The following is an 18443-nucleotide window of genomic DNA, read 5'->3' as shown; positions in this document are numbered from 1 at the left end:
GGCCGCCGCGGCGGCCAAGAGGGAGGCACGCAGGAAGGCCGCCGAGGCGGCGGCCAAGCGACGGGCCACGCAGGCGGCGCGGGCGCGCAACCGCTACCGGGCGGCCCAGGCCCGGCGCGCCCAGGCGGCGCGGCGCCCGGCACAGCGTCCGACCAGTCATCGGGCGGTGCAACGGCAGTCGCCACCGAAGGCCGCCAGGCAGCCGGCGCAGCCGAAACCGAGCCAGATCTACCGGAACGACGGCACCACGCAGCCGACCCAGTCCTACACCGTCTACCGCGACGGCAAGATGTACCCGGACGGGCCGCCGCCACCCAGCCTGACCAGGCCCCAGGGCTCCGGGCAGGCGGAGAAGCAGATCTTCAAGCCGGAGAAGATCGAGCCGGAGAACACCCGGACGGGCACGATCGCCGAGACCGGCGCCCGGGTCACCCGATGGATCGACCAGAGCGGCCTGGACGACTTCCTCGGCGGCTTCTTCTGATCCCCGGCCCCGGGCGCGCGGACCGGCCCCGGTCCCCGCGCCCGGGGCTCACCCGGTTCCCGCGTCCGGGGCTCACCCGCCGGGCGCGGCGGTCATCCGGGCCGGGTCCGCCAGCATGGGGGAGTGCCCGGCCCCGGGCAGCAGCTCGACGGACGCGCCGGGGACCGTCCGGTAACCGGCGGCCGAGGACGAACGCCATCTCCGGTCGGGCCTTCAGCGGTAAGGCCGTCACTGGTAAGGCCGGGCCGGGCCGGCGCCGGGTCAGGCCACGTCCCGGCGGAGCGGTCGCAGGACGGCGGCCGCGCTCGCCAGCGCCGCGTACGCCAGCAGGACCAGCGCCCCGGCGGCCGGTGACAGCAGCCGGACCGGCTCGCTCGACAGCTGGGCGGCCAGCGCGTCGGCCACGGCGGTGAAGTCGGTCAGCGCCGAGGTCGCGCCGCCGGGCAGCCACGGGTACAACTCCCGCACGCCGGGGATCATGATCAGCGCCAGCTCGCCGCCGTACAGGTAGCCGATGACCACGCACAGCGCCGCGACCTGGTTGCGGATCAGCGCGCCCATGCCCACGCCCAGCACCACGTAGACCGCCATCGCCACCCCCAGCCGGGCCAGCAGCGCCACGATCGTCCCGGCGGGCAGGCCCAGCTCGACGCCGCGGGCCGCGGCCACGCCGAACAGCGCCGCCCCGGCCGTCCCGGCCAGCACCAGCCCGTACGCCAGGCCCGCCACGGCGTACGCGACGAGCTTGGCCACCAGCACCCGCCACCGGTCCGGCGCGAACAGGAAGGTGAAGTTCACCGTGCGGTGCCGGTACTCCGACGTGACGGCGAGCGTCCCGACGGCGGCCGGCACGAAGGCGGTGAACCCGAGGAACCCCAGGACGGCCCGCACCCCCGCCTCGGTGTCCAGCCCCGGCATCGGCGGCTCGAAGTTCTCCGGCCCGACCAGGGCCAGCAGCCCGATCAGACCGCCCCCGAGCAGGACGGCCGCCAGCGGCATGCCCCACCACATCCTGGTGGCCAGCAGCCGCCGGAACTCCGCCCGCACGAACCCGCTCACGCCGCCACCTCCCCGCCCGCGCCCGCCGCGTCCCCGCCCCTGCCTGCCCGTTCTCGCGCGCCCGCCGTCTCGCCGGTGAGGCCGAGGAAGAGTCGTTCCAGGGTGGGGCGTTCGGTGGTCAGGCCGTGCACCGGCAGCCCGCGGGCCGCGGCCAACGCGGCGACCCGCGCCGGATCGAGGCCGCGGACCCGCAGGTCGTGCGGGCCGGCCACGTCCACCTGCGCGGCCTCGGCGGCCAGCGCCGCGCGCAGGGCGGCGGCGTCGGGGGTGCGCACCAGCACGTCCGGCTCGGTGCCGCACAGCTCGCGCAGCGGGCCGGCGGCCAGCAGCCGCCCCCGCCCGATGACCACCACGTCGTCGGCGACCTGTTCCACCTCGGCCAGCACGTGGCTGGAGATCAGCACCGCCCGCCCCTGCGCGGCCATCTCCCGCAGGAACGAGCGCAGCCACGCCGCCCCCTCGGGGTCCAGGCCGTTGCCCGGCTCGTCCAGCAGCAGCACCCGGGGGGCGCCGAGCAGGGCGGTGGCCAGGTTGAGCCGCTGCCGCATCCCGGTGGACAGGGCGCCGGTCGCCCGCCCGGCGGCTCCGGCCAGGCCCACCAGCCCCAGCAGGTCGCCGACCCGGCGGTCGGGGTGGCCGCCCATCGCGGCGTAGACGCGCAGGTGGTCGCGGACCGAATGACGGGGGTGGAAGGAGGCGGCGTCGAAGGTCGCGCCCACCACGGTGGTCGGGCGCGGCAGGTCACGGTAGCGGCGGCCGCCGATCGTCACGCGGCCGCTGGTGGGGGTGACGTGGCCGACCATCATGCGCATGGTCGTGGTCTTCCCGGCGCCGTTGAGGCCGAGGAACGCGGTGACCGCCCCCGGCCGGACCGTGAAGCTGAGGTCGTCGACGGCGGTCAGCGCGCCGTACCGCTTGGTCAGGCCGGTGACCTCGACGGCGATCACGTGGCCACCGCCCGTACCGCGGCCCGGACCGCGGCGGCGGCCCGGCCGGCGTCGGGGACCGAGACGACCACCTCGTCGAACTCGCCGCCGGAGGCGGCGCGGTCGAGCAGCAGGTGCAGCGCCGGCGTGTCACCGGTCACCGACACGAGCTGCCGCCGCCCGCCGAACAGGCCCCACACGCCGATCTTGACGTGGCCCGCCACGCTCAGCCCCTTGCGCGCGCCGCGCGGGACGCGCAGCGGTTCGCCCGCGACCCGCACCTCCCGCACGGACGCGAGCGGGCACGCGTACCGGCCGTGACCGGTGAGAAACCGCTCCCAGCGGCCGAATTCGATCGTGACCCGACCCTCGTCGACCCATACCGTTGCCACAGTTCAGCCTTCCTTCAGGGGGAGCAGGACGGTCGCCAGCAAGCGCGGCGTACGCCCGTGTCCCGGCTCCTTCGCCAGCAGGGGGCGCACCAGTTCGGCGAACCCCGTGGCGAAGGCGACGAACTCCTCGTCGTCCAGGTGCAGGACCACCTGCTGGTATCCGGCGCCGTCGGCGGCCAGATCGACGCGGTCCCGGTCGAGGTAGCGCGCGAACTCCGACAGCAGGCTGCCGGCGAACGCGGTGAACCACCGCGCGTGGTCCTCCGCCGACGCCGTGGCCAGCGCCTCGGGGGACGGCGTCAGGCCGCCCTCGGGCACCGCGTAGACCCGTTCGGTCGCCCCGCCGACCTTGTGCTCCTCGACCACCTTCAGCATCCCGGCCTTGGCCAGCGTCGCGATCTGCCGGTAGAGCGTCGCCTGCGGCACGTCGGGCAGCAGGCCCGCCAGGTCGGAGGGCGTACGGCGGCCCCCGGCGACGGCGCGCAGGATGCGGATGCGCACGGGATGCAGCGCCAGCTCGGCCCAGCGCTCTGTCGAGGTCGTCACGCTCCACACGTTATCACTATCGAGAATGAGAATGACAAGGGCATGGCATTTCCGCATGTCAGTGGCCTTATGGGGGTATGTGGCGGCTGAGGGGGACCCGGTGATGGGAGCGACGGTCGGATACCAGGCGGCGTTCGAGGCGCTGCCGTGTCCCTGCGTGCTGCTCACCCGGGGCCAGGTCGTGCTCGCCGTCAACGACGCCTACCTGCGGATGACCGGCCAGGACCGGGCGGAGGTCGTCGGCCGCGCCCTGCTCGGCCCGGCCCCGGCGCTGGGCGGCCTGAGCGGGCCGGGGGCGGCGAAGGTGCGCGCCTCGCTGGAGCGGGTGGCCGCCACCGGCGCCGGCGACGTCGTGCCGCTGCTGCGCGACGACTGGGATCCGCCCGGCCGGCGCCACTGGCGGCTGGCGAACGCCCCGGTGCTCGGCCCGTCGGGCGAGGTGACGGAGATCGTCGTCGTCTTCGGGGACGTCACCGGGTCGCTCGAACCCCGGCCCGCCGCCCGCCCCGGCGGCCGCGTCCCCGGCTCCCCGCAGCCCGACGCGCTGCTGCACCAGGCATACCGCCAGGAGCAGCAGAAGGTCTCCATGCTGCACGAGACGATCGAGCACCAGCAGCGGTTCGTCTTCGACGCCGCCCACGACCTGCGCAACCCGATCACCGGCCTGCTGACCGAGCTGGAGGAGGCCCTGTCCGACCCCGGCGCCGACCTCCGCCGGACCCTGCACAGCCTGCACCGGGACGCCGAGCGGCTCAACGACATCGTCGGCGACCTGCTGGCCCTGGCCCGCCTCTACACCGCCCCGCCGCCCGGCGCCGACCTCGTCGACCTGGGCCGCCTGGTGGTGGAGGAGCTGGACGCGCATCCGCCGAGCGCGTCCGTCCTCACCCGGCTGGAGCAGGACGTGGTGGTCCGGGCCTCGCGGGTGCGGCTGGCCCGGCTGCTGTCCAACCTGGTGGCCAACGCCGAGCGCCACACCACCAGCAGGATCGAGTTCGTGGTCGCCGCCGCGCCCCCGTACGCCGTCCTGGAGGTCATCGACGACGGGCCCGGCATCCCGCCCGAGGAGCGGGAGCGCATCTTCCACCGGCTGTACCGGCAGGAGCAGGCACGTTCGCTGGACGCGGGCGGCTCCGGCTTCGGCCTGCCGATCGCCCGCGAGATCGCCCACGCCTACGGAGGCGACCTCTTCGTGGCCGACCACCCGGGCGGCGCCCGCTTCGTCCTGAGGCTCCCGCTGGCGACGTGATCGTCCACGGGATCGACGGGCTTATGTCGATGCTCAGCCATAAGTTGTGCGTCAGTCGGCGAAGATAGACTTGGGCTCCTCTGAAGTGGCTGCCGTCATCGGCGGAGAGGCTGGTGTTGACTCTGGACACGCTCAACGGCGCGACGGCGGGGGCCGGCGCGCTGCTCTCCCTGCTGCGGGACGGGCCGCCGCGCACCCGGACCGAGCTGGTCCAGCTCACCGGCCTGGCCCGGTCCACCGTGTCCCTGCGCCTCGACGCGCTGCTCCGTCACCGCTGGGTGCTGCCCGCCGACGAGGCCATCTCCTCGGGCGGGCGGCCCGCGGCCATGTTCGCCTTCAACCGCACCGCCCGGCTCGTCCTGGCCGCCGACCTGGGCGTCACGCACGAGCGGGTGGCGATCACCGACCTCGGCGGCACGGTGCTGGCCGAGCGCACCGCCGACGCGCCGATCGACCAGGGCCCGGAGGCGACGCTCGGGCGGCTCGCGCGCACGTTCACCGACCTGCTCGACGAGAGCGGGCGCGACCTGGCCGACGTGTGCGGGGCGGGCATCGGCCTGCCGGGCCCGGTCGAGTACCCGACGGGGCGCCCGGTCAACCCGCCCCTCATGCCGGGCTGGGACCGGTTCCCGGTGCCGGAGTGGCTGGGGGAGCGGCTGGGCGTGCCGGTCTTCGTGGACAACGACGTCAACATCATGGCGCTCGGCGAGCAGCGCGCCGGGCGGCAGGCGACCGGCCAGCTCGTCTTCGTCAAGATCGGCACCGGCATCGGCTGCGGCGTGATCTCCGACGGCCGCCTCCACCGGGGCGCCCAGGGCGCGGCCGGCGACATCGGCCACATCCGGGTCGCCACCGCCGACGACGGCGTGCTGTGCCACTGCGGCAATGTGGGCTGCCTGGAGGCCCTGGCCGGCGGGGCCGCGCTGGCCGCCCGCATCTCGGCGACCGGCGTGCCCGCCGCGGGCGGCCGGGACGTCGTCGCGCTGCTGCGCGCCGGCAACCGCGACGCCGCCCAGCTCGTCCGCCAGGCCGGGCGCGAGATCGGCGACGTGCTGGCCACGATCGTCAACTTCTTCAACCCGGCCGCGATCGTGATCGGCGGCGACCTGGCCGACGCCGGCGAACACCTGCTCGCGGGCGTGCGCGAGGCCATCTACAAGCGCTCGCTGCCGCTGGCCACCCAGCACCTGCGCATCCAGGTCAGCGAGCTGGGCGACCGGGCGGGCGTCATCGGGGCGGCCGTCATGGTGCTGGAGCACGTCCTGGCCCCGGAGGCGGTCGACAGCGCCCTGGCCGGCTGACCTCGTCCGCGAAGCGCCCCGCCTGCGCGCAGGCGGGGCGCTTCGTCGTTCCGGCCACGGACCGAAACCGTTTCGTCTGTGACTTAACAGACTTTCGTTGACAATCATCAAAAGTCAGATCTACTGTCGCGATCTACGAAGGTTCTTCGATCGTCCGCCAATGGAACCCTCCTTCCCGGTCCACCCCCCACGGAAAGGGAACCTCCGCGATGCCTCCCAGCAGGCCCACCCGTGCCTCCCGATGGACGGCGCGGGTCAGCGCCGTCCTCCTGGCCATGTCGAGCGCGGTCGTGCTCCCCGTGGCCGCCCCGCCCGCCCGTGCCCACGCCGCCATCGACCCCGCCGACTACCAGCGCGTCGAGCTGGCCAAGGGCGTCGCCGAGATGGGCGAGCCGATGACCATGGCGGTGCTGCCCGACCTGTCGGTGCTGCACACCGCGCGCGACGGGACGCTGCGCCGCACCGACGCCCAGGGACTGACCACCGTGGCCGGCACGCTGCCCGTCTACACCCACGACGAGGAGGGCCTCCAGGGCGTCGCCGTGGACCCCGGCTTCGCCGCCAACAGGACCATCTACCTCTACTACGCCCCCCGCCTGAGCACGCCGGCCGGCGACGCGCCCGCGACCGGCGCCGACTGGTCGGCCTGGCAGGGCGTCAACCGCCTGGCCCGGTTCACCCTCAAGCCCGACTGGACGCTCGACCTGGCCTCCCAGCGGACCGTGCTCGACGTGGCCGCCGACCGCGGCATGTGCTGCCACGTCGGCGGCGACATGGACTTCGACGCCCAGGGCAACCTCTACCTGTCCACCGGCGACGACTCCAACCCCTTCGACTCGGCCGGCTACGCCCCCATCGACGAGCGCCCCGACCGCAACCCCGTCTACGACGCCCAGCGCAGCGCCGGCAACACCAACGACCTGCGCGGCAAGATCCTGCGCATCAAGGTGAACCCCGCGGACGGCACCTACACGATCCCCGCGGGCAACCTCTTCCCGCCGGGCACCGCGCGGACCAGGCCCGAGATCTACGCCATGGGCTTCCGCAACCCGTTCAGGATGACCGTGGACAAGGCCACCGGCGTGGTCTACGTCGGCGACTACGGCCCCGACGCCGGCAGCACCGACCCGGCCCGCGGGCCCGCCGGGCAGGTCGAGTTCGACCGCGTCACCGGTCCCGGCAACTACGGCTGGCCGTACTGCACCGGCACCAACACCCTGACCGAGACCTACAACGACTACACCTTCCCCTCGGGCCCCTCCGGCCAGAAGTACGACTGCGCCGCGGGCGGCCCGGCCAACGACTCGCCGCGCAACACCGGCCTGGCCAAGCTCCCGCCCGCCAAGCCCGCCTGGATCAGGTACGGCGGCGACGCCGGCTCGCCGCCGGAGTTCGGCAGCGGCTCGGAGTCGCCGATGGGCGGCCCGATCTACCGCTACGACCCCGCGCTGAACTCCGCCGTCAAGTTCCCCCAGGACCTCGACGGGCACTTCTTCGCCGGCGAGTTCGGCCGCAAGTGGATCAAGGCGATCGACGTCGCCGCCGACGGCACGCGCGGCGAGATCGCCGCCTTCCCCTGGACCGGCACGCAGGTCATGGACCTGGCCTTCGGGCCCGACGGCGCGCTCTACGTCCTCGACTACGGCTCGGGCTACTTCGGCGGCGACGCCAACTCCGCCCTCTACCGCGTCGAGTACATCAAGGACCGCAACCGCTCGCCGGTCGCGGTCGCCAAGGCCGACAGGACGTCCGGGAAACTCCCGCTCACCGTCGCCTTCTCCAGCGCCGGCTCCGCCGACCCCGAGGGCGGCGCGCTCACCTACGCCTGGAACTTCGGCGACGGCACCACCTCCACCGCCCCGAACCCCACCAAGACCTACACCACCGAGGGCGAGTTCACCGCCACGCTCACCGTGCGCGACCCCCAGGGCAACGCCGGCAGCGCCGGCGTGGTGATCACGGCCGGCAACACCGCCCCCGCGGTGACCATCGGCACGCCCGCCCCCGGGACGCTGTTCACCTGGGGCGACACCGTGCCCTTCACGATCGGGGTGACCGACCCCGAGGACACGCAGATCGACTGCGCCCAGGTGAAGATGACGTACGTGCTCGGCCACGACAGCCACGGCCACCAGATCACCTCGAAGAACGGCTGCGCGGGCGAGCTGACGATCCCCGCCGACGGCGAGCACGACGACGCGGCCAACATCTTCGCCGTCTTCGACGCCGAGTACACCGACAAGGGCGGCCTGACCACCCACACCCAGCACGTCCTGCAGCCACGCCACCGCCAGGCCGAGCACTACGCGACGATGTCCGGCGTCTCGCAGATCTCCAAGGCGGCCGCGCACGGCGGCAGGACGGTCGGCGACGTGCACAACGGCGACTGGATCGCCTTCACCCCCTACCGGCTCGACGACGCCAGGACGTTCCGGGCGCGCGTCTCCTCGGGCGGCGTCGGCGGCTCCATCGAGGTGCGGACGGGCTCGCCCACCGGGCCGCTGCTCGGCAAGGCGGCCGTCCCGGTGACGGGCGGCTGGGAGACCTTCACCGACGTGCAGGCCCCGCTGACCGGCGCGACCGCCGCGTCCACCACGCTCTACCTGGTCTTCACCGGGGGCGCCGGGGCGCTGTTCGACCTCGACGACTTCACCCTGGCCAAGGAGGCGATGGCGGTCGGCCCGATCCGCGCCGCCGACGGCAGGTGCGTGGACGTCGCGGGCGCCAACAGCGCCGACGGCACCAAGGTGCAGCTCTACTCCTGCAACGGTACGAACGCCCAGAACTGGGCCATCGACGGCCAGACCGTCAAGGCGCTCGGCAAGTGCCTCGACGTGGCCGGGGCGAGCGGCGCCGACGGCACCAAGGTGCAGATCTGGACCTGCAACGGCACGGGCGCGCAGAAGTGGACCGCCGAGGGCGGCGCGCTCAAGGCGCTCGGCAAGTGCCTCGACGCCACGGACCCGGCCCAGCTCGTCGTCAGGACGTGCGACGGCGGCGCCGCCCAGAGGTTCGCCACCGCGACCCCCGCCGCGGGCGGCCCCGCCGTCCTGGTCTTCTCCCGGACGGCGGGGTTCCGGCACGACTCGATCGCGGCGGGCGTCCAGGCGATCAGGGATCTCGGGTTCGGCGTGACCGCCACCGAGGACCCGGCCGCGTTCACCACGGCGAACCTGGCCGCCTACAAGGCGGTCGTCTTCCTCAACACCACCGGTGACGTGCTCGACGCCGCGCAGCAGGCCGCGTTCGAGTCGTACGTCAAGGCGGGCGGCGGCTACGCCGGCGTCCACGCGGCCGCCGACACCGAGTACGACTGGCCCTGGTACGGCGGCCTCGTCGGCGCCTGGTTCGCCGCCCACCCGGCGGTGCAGAAGGCGACGGTCAAGGTCGAGGACCGCGCCCACCCGGCCACCGCCCACCTCGACGCCACCTGGCCGCGGACGGACGAATGGTACGACTACCGGACCAACGCCAGGACCGGCGCCCACGTGCTGGCCACCCTGGACGAGTCGACGTACTCGGGCGGCACGATGGGCGCCGACCACCCGATCGCCTGGTGCAAGCCGTACGACGGGGGGCGTTCCTTCTACACCGGCGGCGGGCACACCGCGGAGTCCTTCGCCGAGCCCGCCTTCCGGCAGCACCTGCGCGGCGGCCTGGCCTACGCCACCGGCCAGGCCAAGGCCGACTGCCGCCCCGAGACCGGCTACACCACCCTCTACAACGGCTCGACCACCGGCTGGGAGCAGGCCGGGCCGGGCGGGTTCGCCAACGCCGGCGGCACGCTGACCTCGCAGGGCGGCATGGGCCTGCTGTGGTACAAGGCCAAGGAGTACACCACCTCCTACTCGCTCAAGCTGGACTGGAAGCTGGCCGGTGACGACAACTCCGGCGTCTTCGTCGGCTTCCCGCCCTCGACCGACCCGTCCTCGGCGGTGAACAATGGCTACGAGATCCAGATCGACGCCACCGACGCGCCGGACCGGACCACCGGCTCGGTCTACGGCTTCAAGGCCGCCGACATCGCCGCCCGCGACGCCGCCCTGAACCCGCCGGGGGAGTGGAACACCTACGAGATCCGGGTCGAGGGCGAACGCCTCCAGGTGTTCCTCAACGGCGTGCAGATCAACGACTTCACCAACACCGACCCGGCCCGCTCGCTGAAGAACGGGCACATCGGCATCCAGAACCACAGCGACGCCGACCAGGCGTCCTTCCGCAACATCCGGATCAAGGAGCTCGGCCCGCCCGCCGGGGACTCCGTCGTCCAGGCCGAGACCTGGGCGCAGGCGTCGGGCGTGGCCACCTACCCGCACGCGCCCGCGCACGGCGGCACCGTGCTGGGCTACGTCAACCCGGGCGACTGGGCGGCCTACGACGTGGACCTCACCGGGGTCACCGCGTTGCGGGCGCGGGTGGCCTCGCCGGGGCCGTCGGGCGGCTTCGAGATCCGCACCGGCTCGCCGTCCGGGCCGGTGCTCGGCGCCGTCACCGTGCCGGGCACCGGCGGCTGGGAGTCCTACGCCGACGTCTCCACGGCGCTGACCGGCGTGCCCTCCGGCACGGCCCGGCTGTACCTGGTGTTCACCGGCGCGAACTTCGACGTCGACGACTTCACCCTGGTCCGCGCCGCGGCCAGGACGCCGGCGAAGCGGGCCCGATAGCCGCCGGGCCGGTGACCGCCACGCGGGCGGTCACCGGCCCGGGACGGGGTCAGGGCAGCGCGTAGCCGAGGACCTGCTCGTGGATCAGGCCCTCGCAGCCCGCCTGGTCCGTGACCAGGTGGTCGCCGCTCGCGGCCCGGCACCGGTGCAGCGCGACCGATCCGGGCACCTGGCTGGTGTAGACGTGCCCGACCGGGCCCATCGGGAACTGCCCCTCGCAGCCAGGGTCGCGGGTGAGCATGGTGTGCGCGCCGACCTTGCACTCGTACAGGGGGACGGTGCCGGCCGCCTGGTTGCGCAGCAGCTTCCACACGCGTTCCTGGGTGAAGCCGGGCGGCAGCAGCCGGGAGCTGGCCACGTGCCCCTTGCTCGACTGGTAGCCGCGGCGCAGCTGGGTGTGGGGCAGCAGCTCGAAGCCGCACGACAACTGCGGGGGCGACAGGTCGTCGCGGTTGGCCAGCGCCCACGTGGCCCAGGCCGGTTTGGCCGAGCCGTCGGTACGGCGCAGCCCCACGCCGAGGCCGGCCGCCGTCTCGTCCGGATGGTCGCTCATGCGGTGCCAGACGTAGCTCTCGATGCCCGGCGTGCCGAGGACGTTGCGGAAGGAGTTGCACAGCTGCGACGCCTGCGCGGCCTCCGACGAGGGCGACAACGAGTTCACGCCGCTCTCGGTGAGCTGCACCTGCCAGGCCGAGGGCGTGTCCGGGAACTGCTGGCGCAGCCAGCCGACCAGCACGCCGATGTTGCCGTAGGTGACCTTCGGGAAGTCGTCGGCGGAGAACTGCGGCGCCAGCAGGTTCGGCGGGTAGGGGTGGTAGGCGACCCGCCAGGCCCGGTTGCCGGCCCGCGCCGCCAGGCCCTTGAGCACGGTCATGCCCGACAACATCGCCTCGGAGGCGGCCGGCTGGTCGTAGGCGGTGCCGAAGTGGTGGTCGAGCGAGGTGAGCACCTTCGCGGTGGGCTGCTGGGCCATGACGGCGTCGTAGGCGGCGTTGTAGTTCGCGGCGATCGCGTCCAGCCAGGCGGTCGTGCCGCAGGCCGTGCCCTGGCCGCAGCCGATGTCGAACCAGGTGTTGCTGTTGACCTCGTTCATGACGACGAAGTCGGCGATGCGGCCGTTGCCGTGCTGCCCGTCGTAGCGCTGGGCCAGCATGCCGGCGAAGCGCCCGTAGTCGGCGGGGTCGTCGGGGACGCAGAACTTCTCGAACCCGGGGGCGGCGGGCGTGCAGGGACGGGCCCCGCGCGCCCAGGCCGGGGTGCCGTAGACGACGGCGGTGACGACGAGACCGCGGGCGGTCCAGTCCCTGATGGCGGCGTCGACGGCCGAGGCGACGGTGAAGCAGCGGCCGCCGAACTCCTGCGCGCCCGCCGCGCACGGCGGCGTCTTCACGCTGGGCTCCCAGTCGGCCCAGATGAGGTTCATGGCGACGCCGCCGGCGTTGTTGCCGGCGATCTCGTTCTTGTCGGGCCAGAAGTCCGGTTGCAGGCCCTTGATGCGGTAGTCGGACCTGACCGGATACGGCAGAGCGGCGGCGGCGGTGCCGGTGGCGGCGGCCGGAGCGGCCGGAAGGAGAAGGAAGAGGACGGCGGCGATGCGGGCAACCCAACCCATGGGACCTCCTGGATTTAAACGTCTCAACAATGAGGCCCAGAAGGCGGCCAGGCAAGACCCGATTTCCTGCGGCGGGCCGACTTGAAACGTCACTGAGGAACGGTCGACGCCCTGACCATGAGCTCCGGCTGGAAGACGATCTCCTGGTGCCAGTGGTTGACATCGCCCCGGGCGTCGGTGAGCAGCAGCTCCGCGGCCGCCTGGCCGAGCTGGTGCTTGGGCTGGCGGACCGAGGTCAGCGACGGCGACAGCAGCTCGGCGAACTCGACGTCGTCGTAGCCCAGCACCGCCATGTCGTGCGGGACGCGCACGCCGCGCCGCTCCAGCCCGCGCAGCGCGCCCAGCGCCACCGTGTCGTTGACGCAGAACAGCGCCGTCGGGCCCTTGCGCGCGGGCAGCCGCTCCAGCGCCGCCTCGCCCTCGCGCGGCGTCAGCGCGGGCAGCGTGACCTCGGTGATCACCTCGTCGGGGTCGAGCCCGGCGGCCCGCACCGCCCTGGCCAGCCCCTCGCGGCGATCGGCGCACTGGCGCACGATCGGCGGCCCGTTGAGGAAGGCGATGCGCCGGTGGCCGAGCGCGAGCAGGTGGGCGCCGGCCAGCTCGCCGCCCCGGACGTTGTCGACCGCCACCGCGCAGAGCTGGGCGTCGGCGCCCGGCCGGTCGAGCAGCACCATGCCGATGCCGCGCCGGCGCAGCTCCACCAGGTGGGAGATGTCGGGCCCGGCGGGCGTGATGAGGATGCCGGGCACCCGGTGCTGCTCCAGGATCTGCAGGTAGTGGGCCTCCTTCTCGGCCGAGTCGCCGGAGCTGCACAGCACCAGGAGCAGCTGCTCCTGCGACAGCCGGGTCTCGATGCCCGGCAGCACCTCGCTGAAGAACGGGTTGCCGATGTCGCGCACCATCACGCCCACCGAGCGGCCGGAGCCGCCGCGCAGCTGCCGGGCCGGCGCGCTGGGCACGAAGCCGAGCGCCTTGATGGAGGCGCGCACCCGGCGCAGCGTGCGCTCGGCCACCAGCTCGGGCCGGTTGAGCACGTTGGAGACCGTTCCCACGGACACGCCGGCATGGGCCGCGACGTCGACCATGCTGAGCCGGCGGCGCTCGGCCGGCTTGTGGATGTCGGTCACCGGTGGACAGCCCTTCTGGTCACCTGGCAGAGACGGCCAGTCTACTGGTTGAAATGTTTCAGCCAAACGACCCTGCGCTGCACAACTGGAACCAGGGCATTGACGGATGTACCTCGCGGTGCCTACGGTGCGCATTGCTTGAAATGTTTCAACTAGCCGGGAGCTCCCTTGTCGCATCTCGCCGTGACCGACCTGCGCGTCGAAGGACTGGCCGAACCACTCGGCCTCGACGTGGACACGCCGGAGTTCTCCTGGCGGATCACCGGGGCCGGGCGTGGACGGGCGCAGAGCGCGTACCGGCTGGTCGTGGCCCGGGAGGGCGATCCGGCCGCCGAGGGGGCCGAATCGGTCTGGGACAGCGGCGTGGTGAGCTCGGCGGCGACCTTCGACGTCCCGTACGACGGCGCCGCGCTGCGGCCGAGGACGCGCTACCAGTGGCGGGTCCAGGTGGCCGACGAGCACGGCGCATGGTCCGGCTGGAGCCCCGCGCACTGGTTCGAGACCGGGCTCGGCGAGGCCGGCGGCTGGATGGCGGGCTGGATCGGCACCCCCATGGTGCCCGGCTCAGAGCGGCTGCCGTCGCTGGAGAACGTGCCGCGCATCTGGGTCGCCGGCCCGCTCGGCCCGTCCGAGGCGCCGACCGGGGCGTTCCGGACGCGGTTCTCGGTGCCGGGCGGGGCCAGGCCGCTGTCGGCGTGGCTGGTGATCGGCGACGGCGGCGGGAGCGCGTCGGGCGAGGCGGCCGAGTCGGCCGGGGCGGTCGAGGCGTACGTCAACGGGGTGCGGGTCGCGGGGGAGCGGCGGGCGGGCGCGTTCGTGGCCGACGCCGGCGACCTGGTGGCCTCGGGCGAGAACGTGCTCGCGATCAGGGCCGCCGGGCCGGGGCTGTGCGTGCGGCTGGAGGTCGTGGTCGAGGGGCGGCCCGCGCTGCCGCAGCTCGTCCCGGTGGCGGGCGAGAGCACGGTGACCGTCACCTCCGGCGGCCGGTGGCGGGCCGAGGACCGGCCGGGCGAGGGCTTCGAGCAGCCCGGCTTCGACGACTCCGGCTGGCGGCTGGCCGAGGAGGTCGGGCTGCACGGCGACCCGCCGCTGGGCCGCGAACCGGTCGGCGACCGGCCGAGCCCGTACCTGCGGCGCGAGTTCGGCGTGCCGTCGCCGGTGCGCCGGGCCAGGCTGTACGCCACCGCGCTCGGCGTCTACGAGATCCACCTCAACGGCGCCCGGGTCGGCGCCGACCACCTGGCCCCCGGCTGGACCGACTACCGCCACCGCGTCACCTACCAGACCTACGACGTGACGGCGCTGGTGGCGGAGGGACGCAACACGATCGGCGCGGTCCTCGCCGACGGCTGGTACGCCGGCAACATCAGCTGGTTCGGCTCCTTCCAGTACGGCCGCCGCCTGGCCTTCCGCGCCGAGCTGGAGATCCTGCACGAGGACGGCACCCGCACCCGGCTGCGCACCGACTCCGACTGGCGCGCCGGCTCCGGCGCGATCCGCTACGCCGACCTGCAGAACGGCGAGCGGCAGGACCTGGCGGCAGAACCGCTCGGCTGGACGGCCGCCGGGTTCGACGACTCCGGCTGGGCGCCCGCGGTGCCGGTGAGCCCGCCGGCCGGCCGGGTGACCGCCTCCGTCGCGCCGCCGATCCGGGTGCACGAGGAGGTGGAGCCGGTGCGGGTGTGGGAGCACCGGCCCGGCGTGTGGATCGCCGACTTCGGCCAGAACCTGGTCGGCTGGGTCCGGCTCACCGGCCGCGCCGGCCGCGACCGCCCGGTGGTGCTGCGGCACGCCGAGGTGCTCGACCACGAGGGCGGGCTGCACCTGGCCAACCTGCGCTCGGCCCGCGCCACGGACGAGTTCCTGCCCCGCGGCGAGCAGGCCGAGACGTTCGAGCCGCGGTTCACCTTCCACGGCTTCCGGTACGCCGAGGTGTCCGGCCTGCGCGCGGCCCCCGAGTCGATCACGGCCAGGGTGGCCCACGCCGCGATGGAACCGGCCGGCGAGTTCACCTGCTCCGACGAGCGGCTCGACCGGTTGCAGCGCAACATCGTGTGGGGGCAGCGCGGCAACTTCCTGGCCGTCCCCACCGACTGCCCGCAGCGGGACGAGCGGCTCGGCTGGACCGGCGACATCTGGGCCTTCGCCCCGACCGCCCTGTTCAACTACGACGCCGCCGCCTTCCTGCGGAGCTGGCTGACCGACGTGGTCGACGCCCAGGGCGACGACGGCGCGGTCACGCACGTGGTGCCCGACGTGCTGTCCGGCCGCGGCCTGTCGCCCAACCCCAAGGAGGCCGGCTCGCCCGGCTGGGGCGACGCGCTGGTCATGCTGCCGTGGGCGCTGCACCGGCTGCGCGGCGACGCCCGCGTGGTCGCCGCCTGCTTCGAGCCGATGCTGCGCTGGCTGGCCTACCTGGACCGGCGCTCCGAGAACGGGATCTTCCCCGACGAGGGGTTCGGCGACTGGCTGTCGATCGGCGCCGAGACCCCCAAGCGGCTCGTCGGCACGGCGATCTTCGCGCTGTCGGCCCGGCAGCTGGCCGGGCTGGCCGCCGCGCTCGGCCGCGACGCCGACGAGCGCTCCTGCCTGGAGCTGTACGAACGGGTGCGCCGGGCCTTCCGCGCGGCCTTCGTCGAGGGCCCCGGCGTGGTGGCGAGCGGCACGCAGACCGCGTACGTGCTGGCCGTCACCGCCGGGCTGCTGGAGGAGCACGAGCTGCCCAGGGCCGCGGCCCGGCTGGCCGGCGACGTCGAGGCGCGCGGCGGCCACCTGTCGACCGGGTTCCTCGGCACGCCGTACCTGCTGGACGTGCTCACCGCGACCGGACGGCTGGACGTGGCCTACCGGCTGCTGACGCAGGACACCTTCCCGTCCTGGCTCTACCCGGTCGTGCACGGCGACGCGACGACCATGTGGGAGCGCTGGGACTCCTGGAGCCACCACCGCGGGCTGCAGGACCCCGGCATGAACTCCTTCAACCACTACGCCTACGGCGCCGTCGGCGACTGGATGTACCGGACGGTCGGCGGCCTGGCCCCCGGCTCGCCCGGCTACGCCGACATCGTCGTGCGCCCCCGCCCCGGCGGCGGGATCGGCTGGGCGCGGACCGCCCACCGCACCCGGCACGGCCAGGTGGAGATCTCCTGGCGGCTGACGGACGGCGGCCTCGCCCTGGACGTCGTCGTGCCGCCCAACACCCGCGCCGAGGTGCACGTGCCCGCGCCGCCGGAGCGGGTGACCGAGGGCGGCCGGCCGGCGGCCGAGGCGGCGGGCGTGACCTTCGACCGCCTCGACGACGGGGCCGCGGTCTACCGGGTCGGCTCGGGCTCGTACGCGTTCCGCACCACCGCTGAGAGGCATTGACGATCGTGACCAGCACAAAAGCGCGCCGCCGGATCCCGTGGGGCGTCTACCTCGTCCTCCTGCCCACCTTCGCCCTGCTCGCGGCGTTCGCCTACTACCCGGCGCTCAACGGCATGCTGCACTCGCTGTACGAGTGGCGGCCGGGCTTCGGCTCGCCGTTCGTCGGCCTGGACAACTACCTCACGATGCTCGGCGACGACCTGTGGTGGGCCTCCTTCCGCAACGCCGGGATCATCTTCGTCTGGGCCGTCACGCTCATGTGGGTGTTCCCGCTGCTGGCCGCCGAGCTGGTGATGTCGCTGTCCAGCGAGCGGCTGCGGTTCGTCTTCCGCACCCTGCTCATCCTGCCGCTGGCCTTCCCGGCCGTGGTCAACGTGCTGCTGTGGCAGTTCATGTACGACCCGCGCGACGGCGTCGTCAACAGCCTGCTGCGCGCGCTCGGCCTGGACGGGCTGGCGGGCAACTGGATCGGCGACCCGGCCACGGCGCTCGCCGCGCTGATGACGATCGGCTTCCCGTGGGTGGCCAGCCTGCCGTTCCTGGTCTTCCTGTCGGCGCTGCAGAACGTGCCGGCCGAGATCTACCAGGCCGCCGAGGTGGACGGCGCCGGCCGGCTGCGCCGCTTCTGGAGCATCGACCTGCCGATGATGTTCCGCGACGTCAAGCTGCTGCTGGTGCTGGCGGTGATCTCGGTGCTCCAGTACGGCATGCAGGCCCACATCATGACCAAGGGCGGCCCCGACAACGCCACCCAGGTGCCCGTGCTGCGCATGCTCGACGCCGCCTTCGTGGACACGAGCTGGGGGTACGCGGCCGCGCTCGGCACCGTGCTGTTCGCGCTGACGCTCGGGGTGAGCCTGGGCGCGCTGGCGCTCGGCAGGAGGTCGGGATCGTGAGCCGGACCCGCAGGACCGACCTGGTGGCCGGCGGCGTGCTGGCGGTGCTGGCCTTCGCCGGGCTGTTCCCTTACCTGTTCATGCTGGCCGCCTCGGTCAAGGACAACGAGCAGTTCTTCGGCAGCTACTGGTCGCCGGCCTGGCCGGTGCACCTGGACAACTACGCGGCGGCCTGGGAGCAGGTCAGCCCGTACCTGTTCACCTCGTTCGTGGTGGCGGCGCTGGCCATCGCCGGCACGATGCTGCTGGCCCCGGCGGCGGCGTTCGTGTTCGCCCGCTACCGCTTCCCTGGGCGCAACGCGCTGTTCGGGCTGGTCGCGGCGCTGCTCATGGTGCCCTCGATCACCAGCCTGATCCCGCTGTTCGTGCTGATGCGCGACCTCGGCATCCTGGACAGCCGGCTGGTGCTGATCATCCCGCACGTCACCGCGAACACGGTCTTCGGGATCGTCGTCATGCGCACGTACATGGCGCAGATCCCCGAGGAGATCTTCGAGGCGGCGCGGGTGGACGGGGCGGGCGGCGTCCGGCTGTTCCTGGCGTTCATGCTGCCGCTGGCCCGGCCGGTCATCGGCACGGTGGCGCTGATGACGGTGCTGGGCGTGTGGAACGACTACTTCTGGCCGCTGCTCACCGTGCAGACCGACGCCTACCGGACGATCCCCGCGGGGCTGGCCTTCTTCGCCAACCAGAACGCGCAGCAGTGGGGCCCGCTGTTCGCCGGCTACGTCCTGGCCAGCCTGCCGCTGGTGGTGCTGTTCACGTTCCTGTCCAAGTGGTTCCTGGCGGGCATCCAGGGCGGCATCGTGTCCGGCAAGTGA

13 protein-coding genes are annotated in these 18443 nt (G+C 73.7%); 7 read left to right on the top strand and 6 right to left on the bottom strand.

The window, feature by feature from the left end:
- Window positions 1–484: hypothetical protein (locus ABT158_RS33580; RefSeq protein ID WP_352360381.1), on the top strand; the 484-nt coding region annotated here is incomplete at its 5' end.
- A 261-nt stretch (window positions 485–745) separates the two neighbouring features.
- On the opposite strand, the gene ABT158_RS33575 is transcribed toward ABT158_RS33580, so the two are convergent.
- Genes ABT158_RS33575 through ABT158_RS33560 form a run of 4 tightly spaced genes read right to left on the bottom strand, consistent with a single transcriptional unit; the run spans window position 746 to window position 3407 of the window.
- Window positions 746–1543, bottom strand: a complete 798-nt coding sequence (locus ABT158_RS33575) for an ABC transporter permease (RefSeq protein ID WP_352360380.1) — start codon at window positions 1541–1543, stop codon at window positions 746–748.
- The gene (locus ABT158_RS33570) at window positions 1540–2490 is read right to left on the bottom strand and encodes an ABC transporter ATP-binding protein (RefSeq protein WP_352360379.1); all 951 of its coding nucleotides are present in this window, start codon (window positions 2488–2490) and stop codon (window positions 1540–1542) included. Before ABT158_RS33570 ends, ABT158_RS33575 begins: the two co-directional genes overlap by 4 nt.
- The gene (locus tag ABT158_RS33565) at window positions 2487–2861 is read right to left on the bottom strand and encodes a hypothetical protein (protein WP_352360377.1); all 375 of its coding nucleotides are present in this window, start codon (window positions 2859–2861) and stop codon (window positions 2487–2489) included. The genes ABT158_RS33570 and ABT158_RS33565 overlap by 4 nt, the downstream gene beginning before the upstream one ends.
- 3 nt (window positions 2862–2864) lie before the next feature.
- Window positions 2865–3407 carry a helix-turn-helix domain-containing protein gene (locus tag ABT158_RS33560; RefSeq protein WP_352360375.1) on the bottom strand — a complete coding sequence of 181 codons (543 nt, stop codon included), beginning with the start codon at window positions 3405–3407 and terminating at the stop codon, window positions 2865–2867.
- 103 nt (window positions 3408–3510) lie between these two features.
- Between ABT158_RS33560 and ABT158_RS33555 the strand changes: the two genes are divergently transcribed.
- The 3 genes from ABT158_RS33555 to ABT158_RS33545 all read left to right on the top strand — a co-directional run bounded on the left by ABT158_RS33555 (window position 3511) and on the right by ABT158_RS33545 (window position 10621).
- Entirely contained in the window at window positions 3511–4656 is a 1146-nt protein-coding gene (locus ABT158_RS33555) for a sensor histidine kinase (RefSeq protein WP_352360373.1), read from the top strand.
- Window positions 4657–4769: 113 nt separating this feature from the next.
- Window positions 4770–5957: an ROK family transcriptional regulator gene (locus ABT158_RS33550; protein ID WP_352360371.1), complete on the top strand. Its 1188-nt coding sequence runs from the start codon at window positions 4770–4772 to the stop codon at window positions 5955–5957.
- A gap of 209 nt (window positions 5958–6166) precedes the next feature.
- Entirely contained in the window at window positions 6167–10621 is a 4455-nt protein-coding gene (locus ABT158_RS33545; RefSeq protein ID WP_352360369.1) for a ThuA domain-containing protein, read from the top strand.
- Window positions 10622–10670: 49 nt separating this feature from the next.
- Here ABT158_RS33545 and ABT158_RS33540 read toward each other — a convergent pair whose 3' ends face one another.
- Together ABT158_RS33540 and ABT158_RS33535 are read right to left on the bottom strand one after the other, a co-directional pair.
- Window positions 10671–12233, bottom strand: coding sequence for a DUF5722 domain-containing protein (locus ABT158_RS33540; RefSeq protein ID WP_352360367.1), 1563 nt, complete (start codon window positions 12231–12233; stop codon window positions 10671–10673).
- A gap of 89 nt (window positions 12234–12322) precedes the next feature.
- The gene (locus tag ABT158_RS33535) at window positions 12323–13360 is read right to left on the bottom strand and encodes a LacI family DNA-binding transcriptional regulator (protein ID WP_352360365.1); all 1038 of its coding nucleotides are present in this window, start codon (window positions 13358–13360) and stop codon (window positions 12323–12325) included.
- Window positions 13361–13528: 168 nt separating this feature from the next.
- Between ABT158_RS33535 and ABT158_RS33530 the strand changes: the two genes are divergently transcribed.
- Genes ABT158_RS33530 through ABT158_RS33520 form a run of 3 tightly spaced genes read left to right on the top strand, consistent with a single transcriptional unit; the run spans window position 13529 to window position 18443 of the window.
- Window positions 13529–16726 (top strand): family 78 glycoside hydrolase catalytic domain, encoded by a 3198-nt coding sequence (locus ABT158_RS33530; RefSeq protein WP_352360363.1) that lies wholly within the window; start codon window positions 13529–13531, stop codon window positions 16724–16726.
- Window positions 16727–16731: 5 nt separating this feature from the next.
- The gene (locus ABT158_RS33525) at window positions 16732–17622 is read left to right on the top strand and encodes a carbohydrate ABC transporter permease (protein WP_352360361.1); all 891 of its coding nucleotides are present in this window, start codon (window positions 16732–16734) and stop codon (window positions 17620–17622) included.
- On the top strand, window positions 17619–18443 hold the full coding sequence (locus ABT158_RS33520; protein ID WP_352360359.1) for a carbohydrate ABC transporter permease: 825 nt from the start codon (window positions 17619–17621) through the stop codon (window positions 18441–18443). The genes ABT158_RS33525 and ABT158_RS33520 overlap by 4 nt, the downstream gene beginning before the upstream one ends.

Origin of the sequence: Nonomuraea sp. NPDC001636 (assembly GCF_040298265.1) — a bacterium.
Classification (GTDB): domain Bacteria; phylum Actinomycetota; class Actinomycetes; order Streptosporangiales; family Streptosporangiaceae; genus Nonomuraea.
This window is presented reverse-complemented; position numbering and strand designations above follow the sequence as displayed.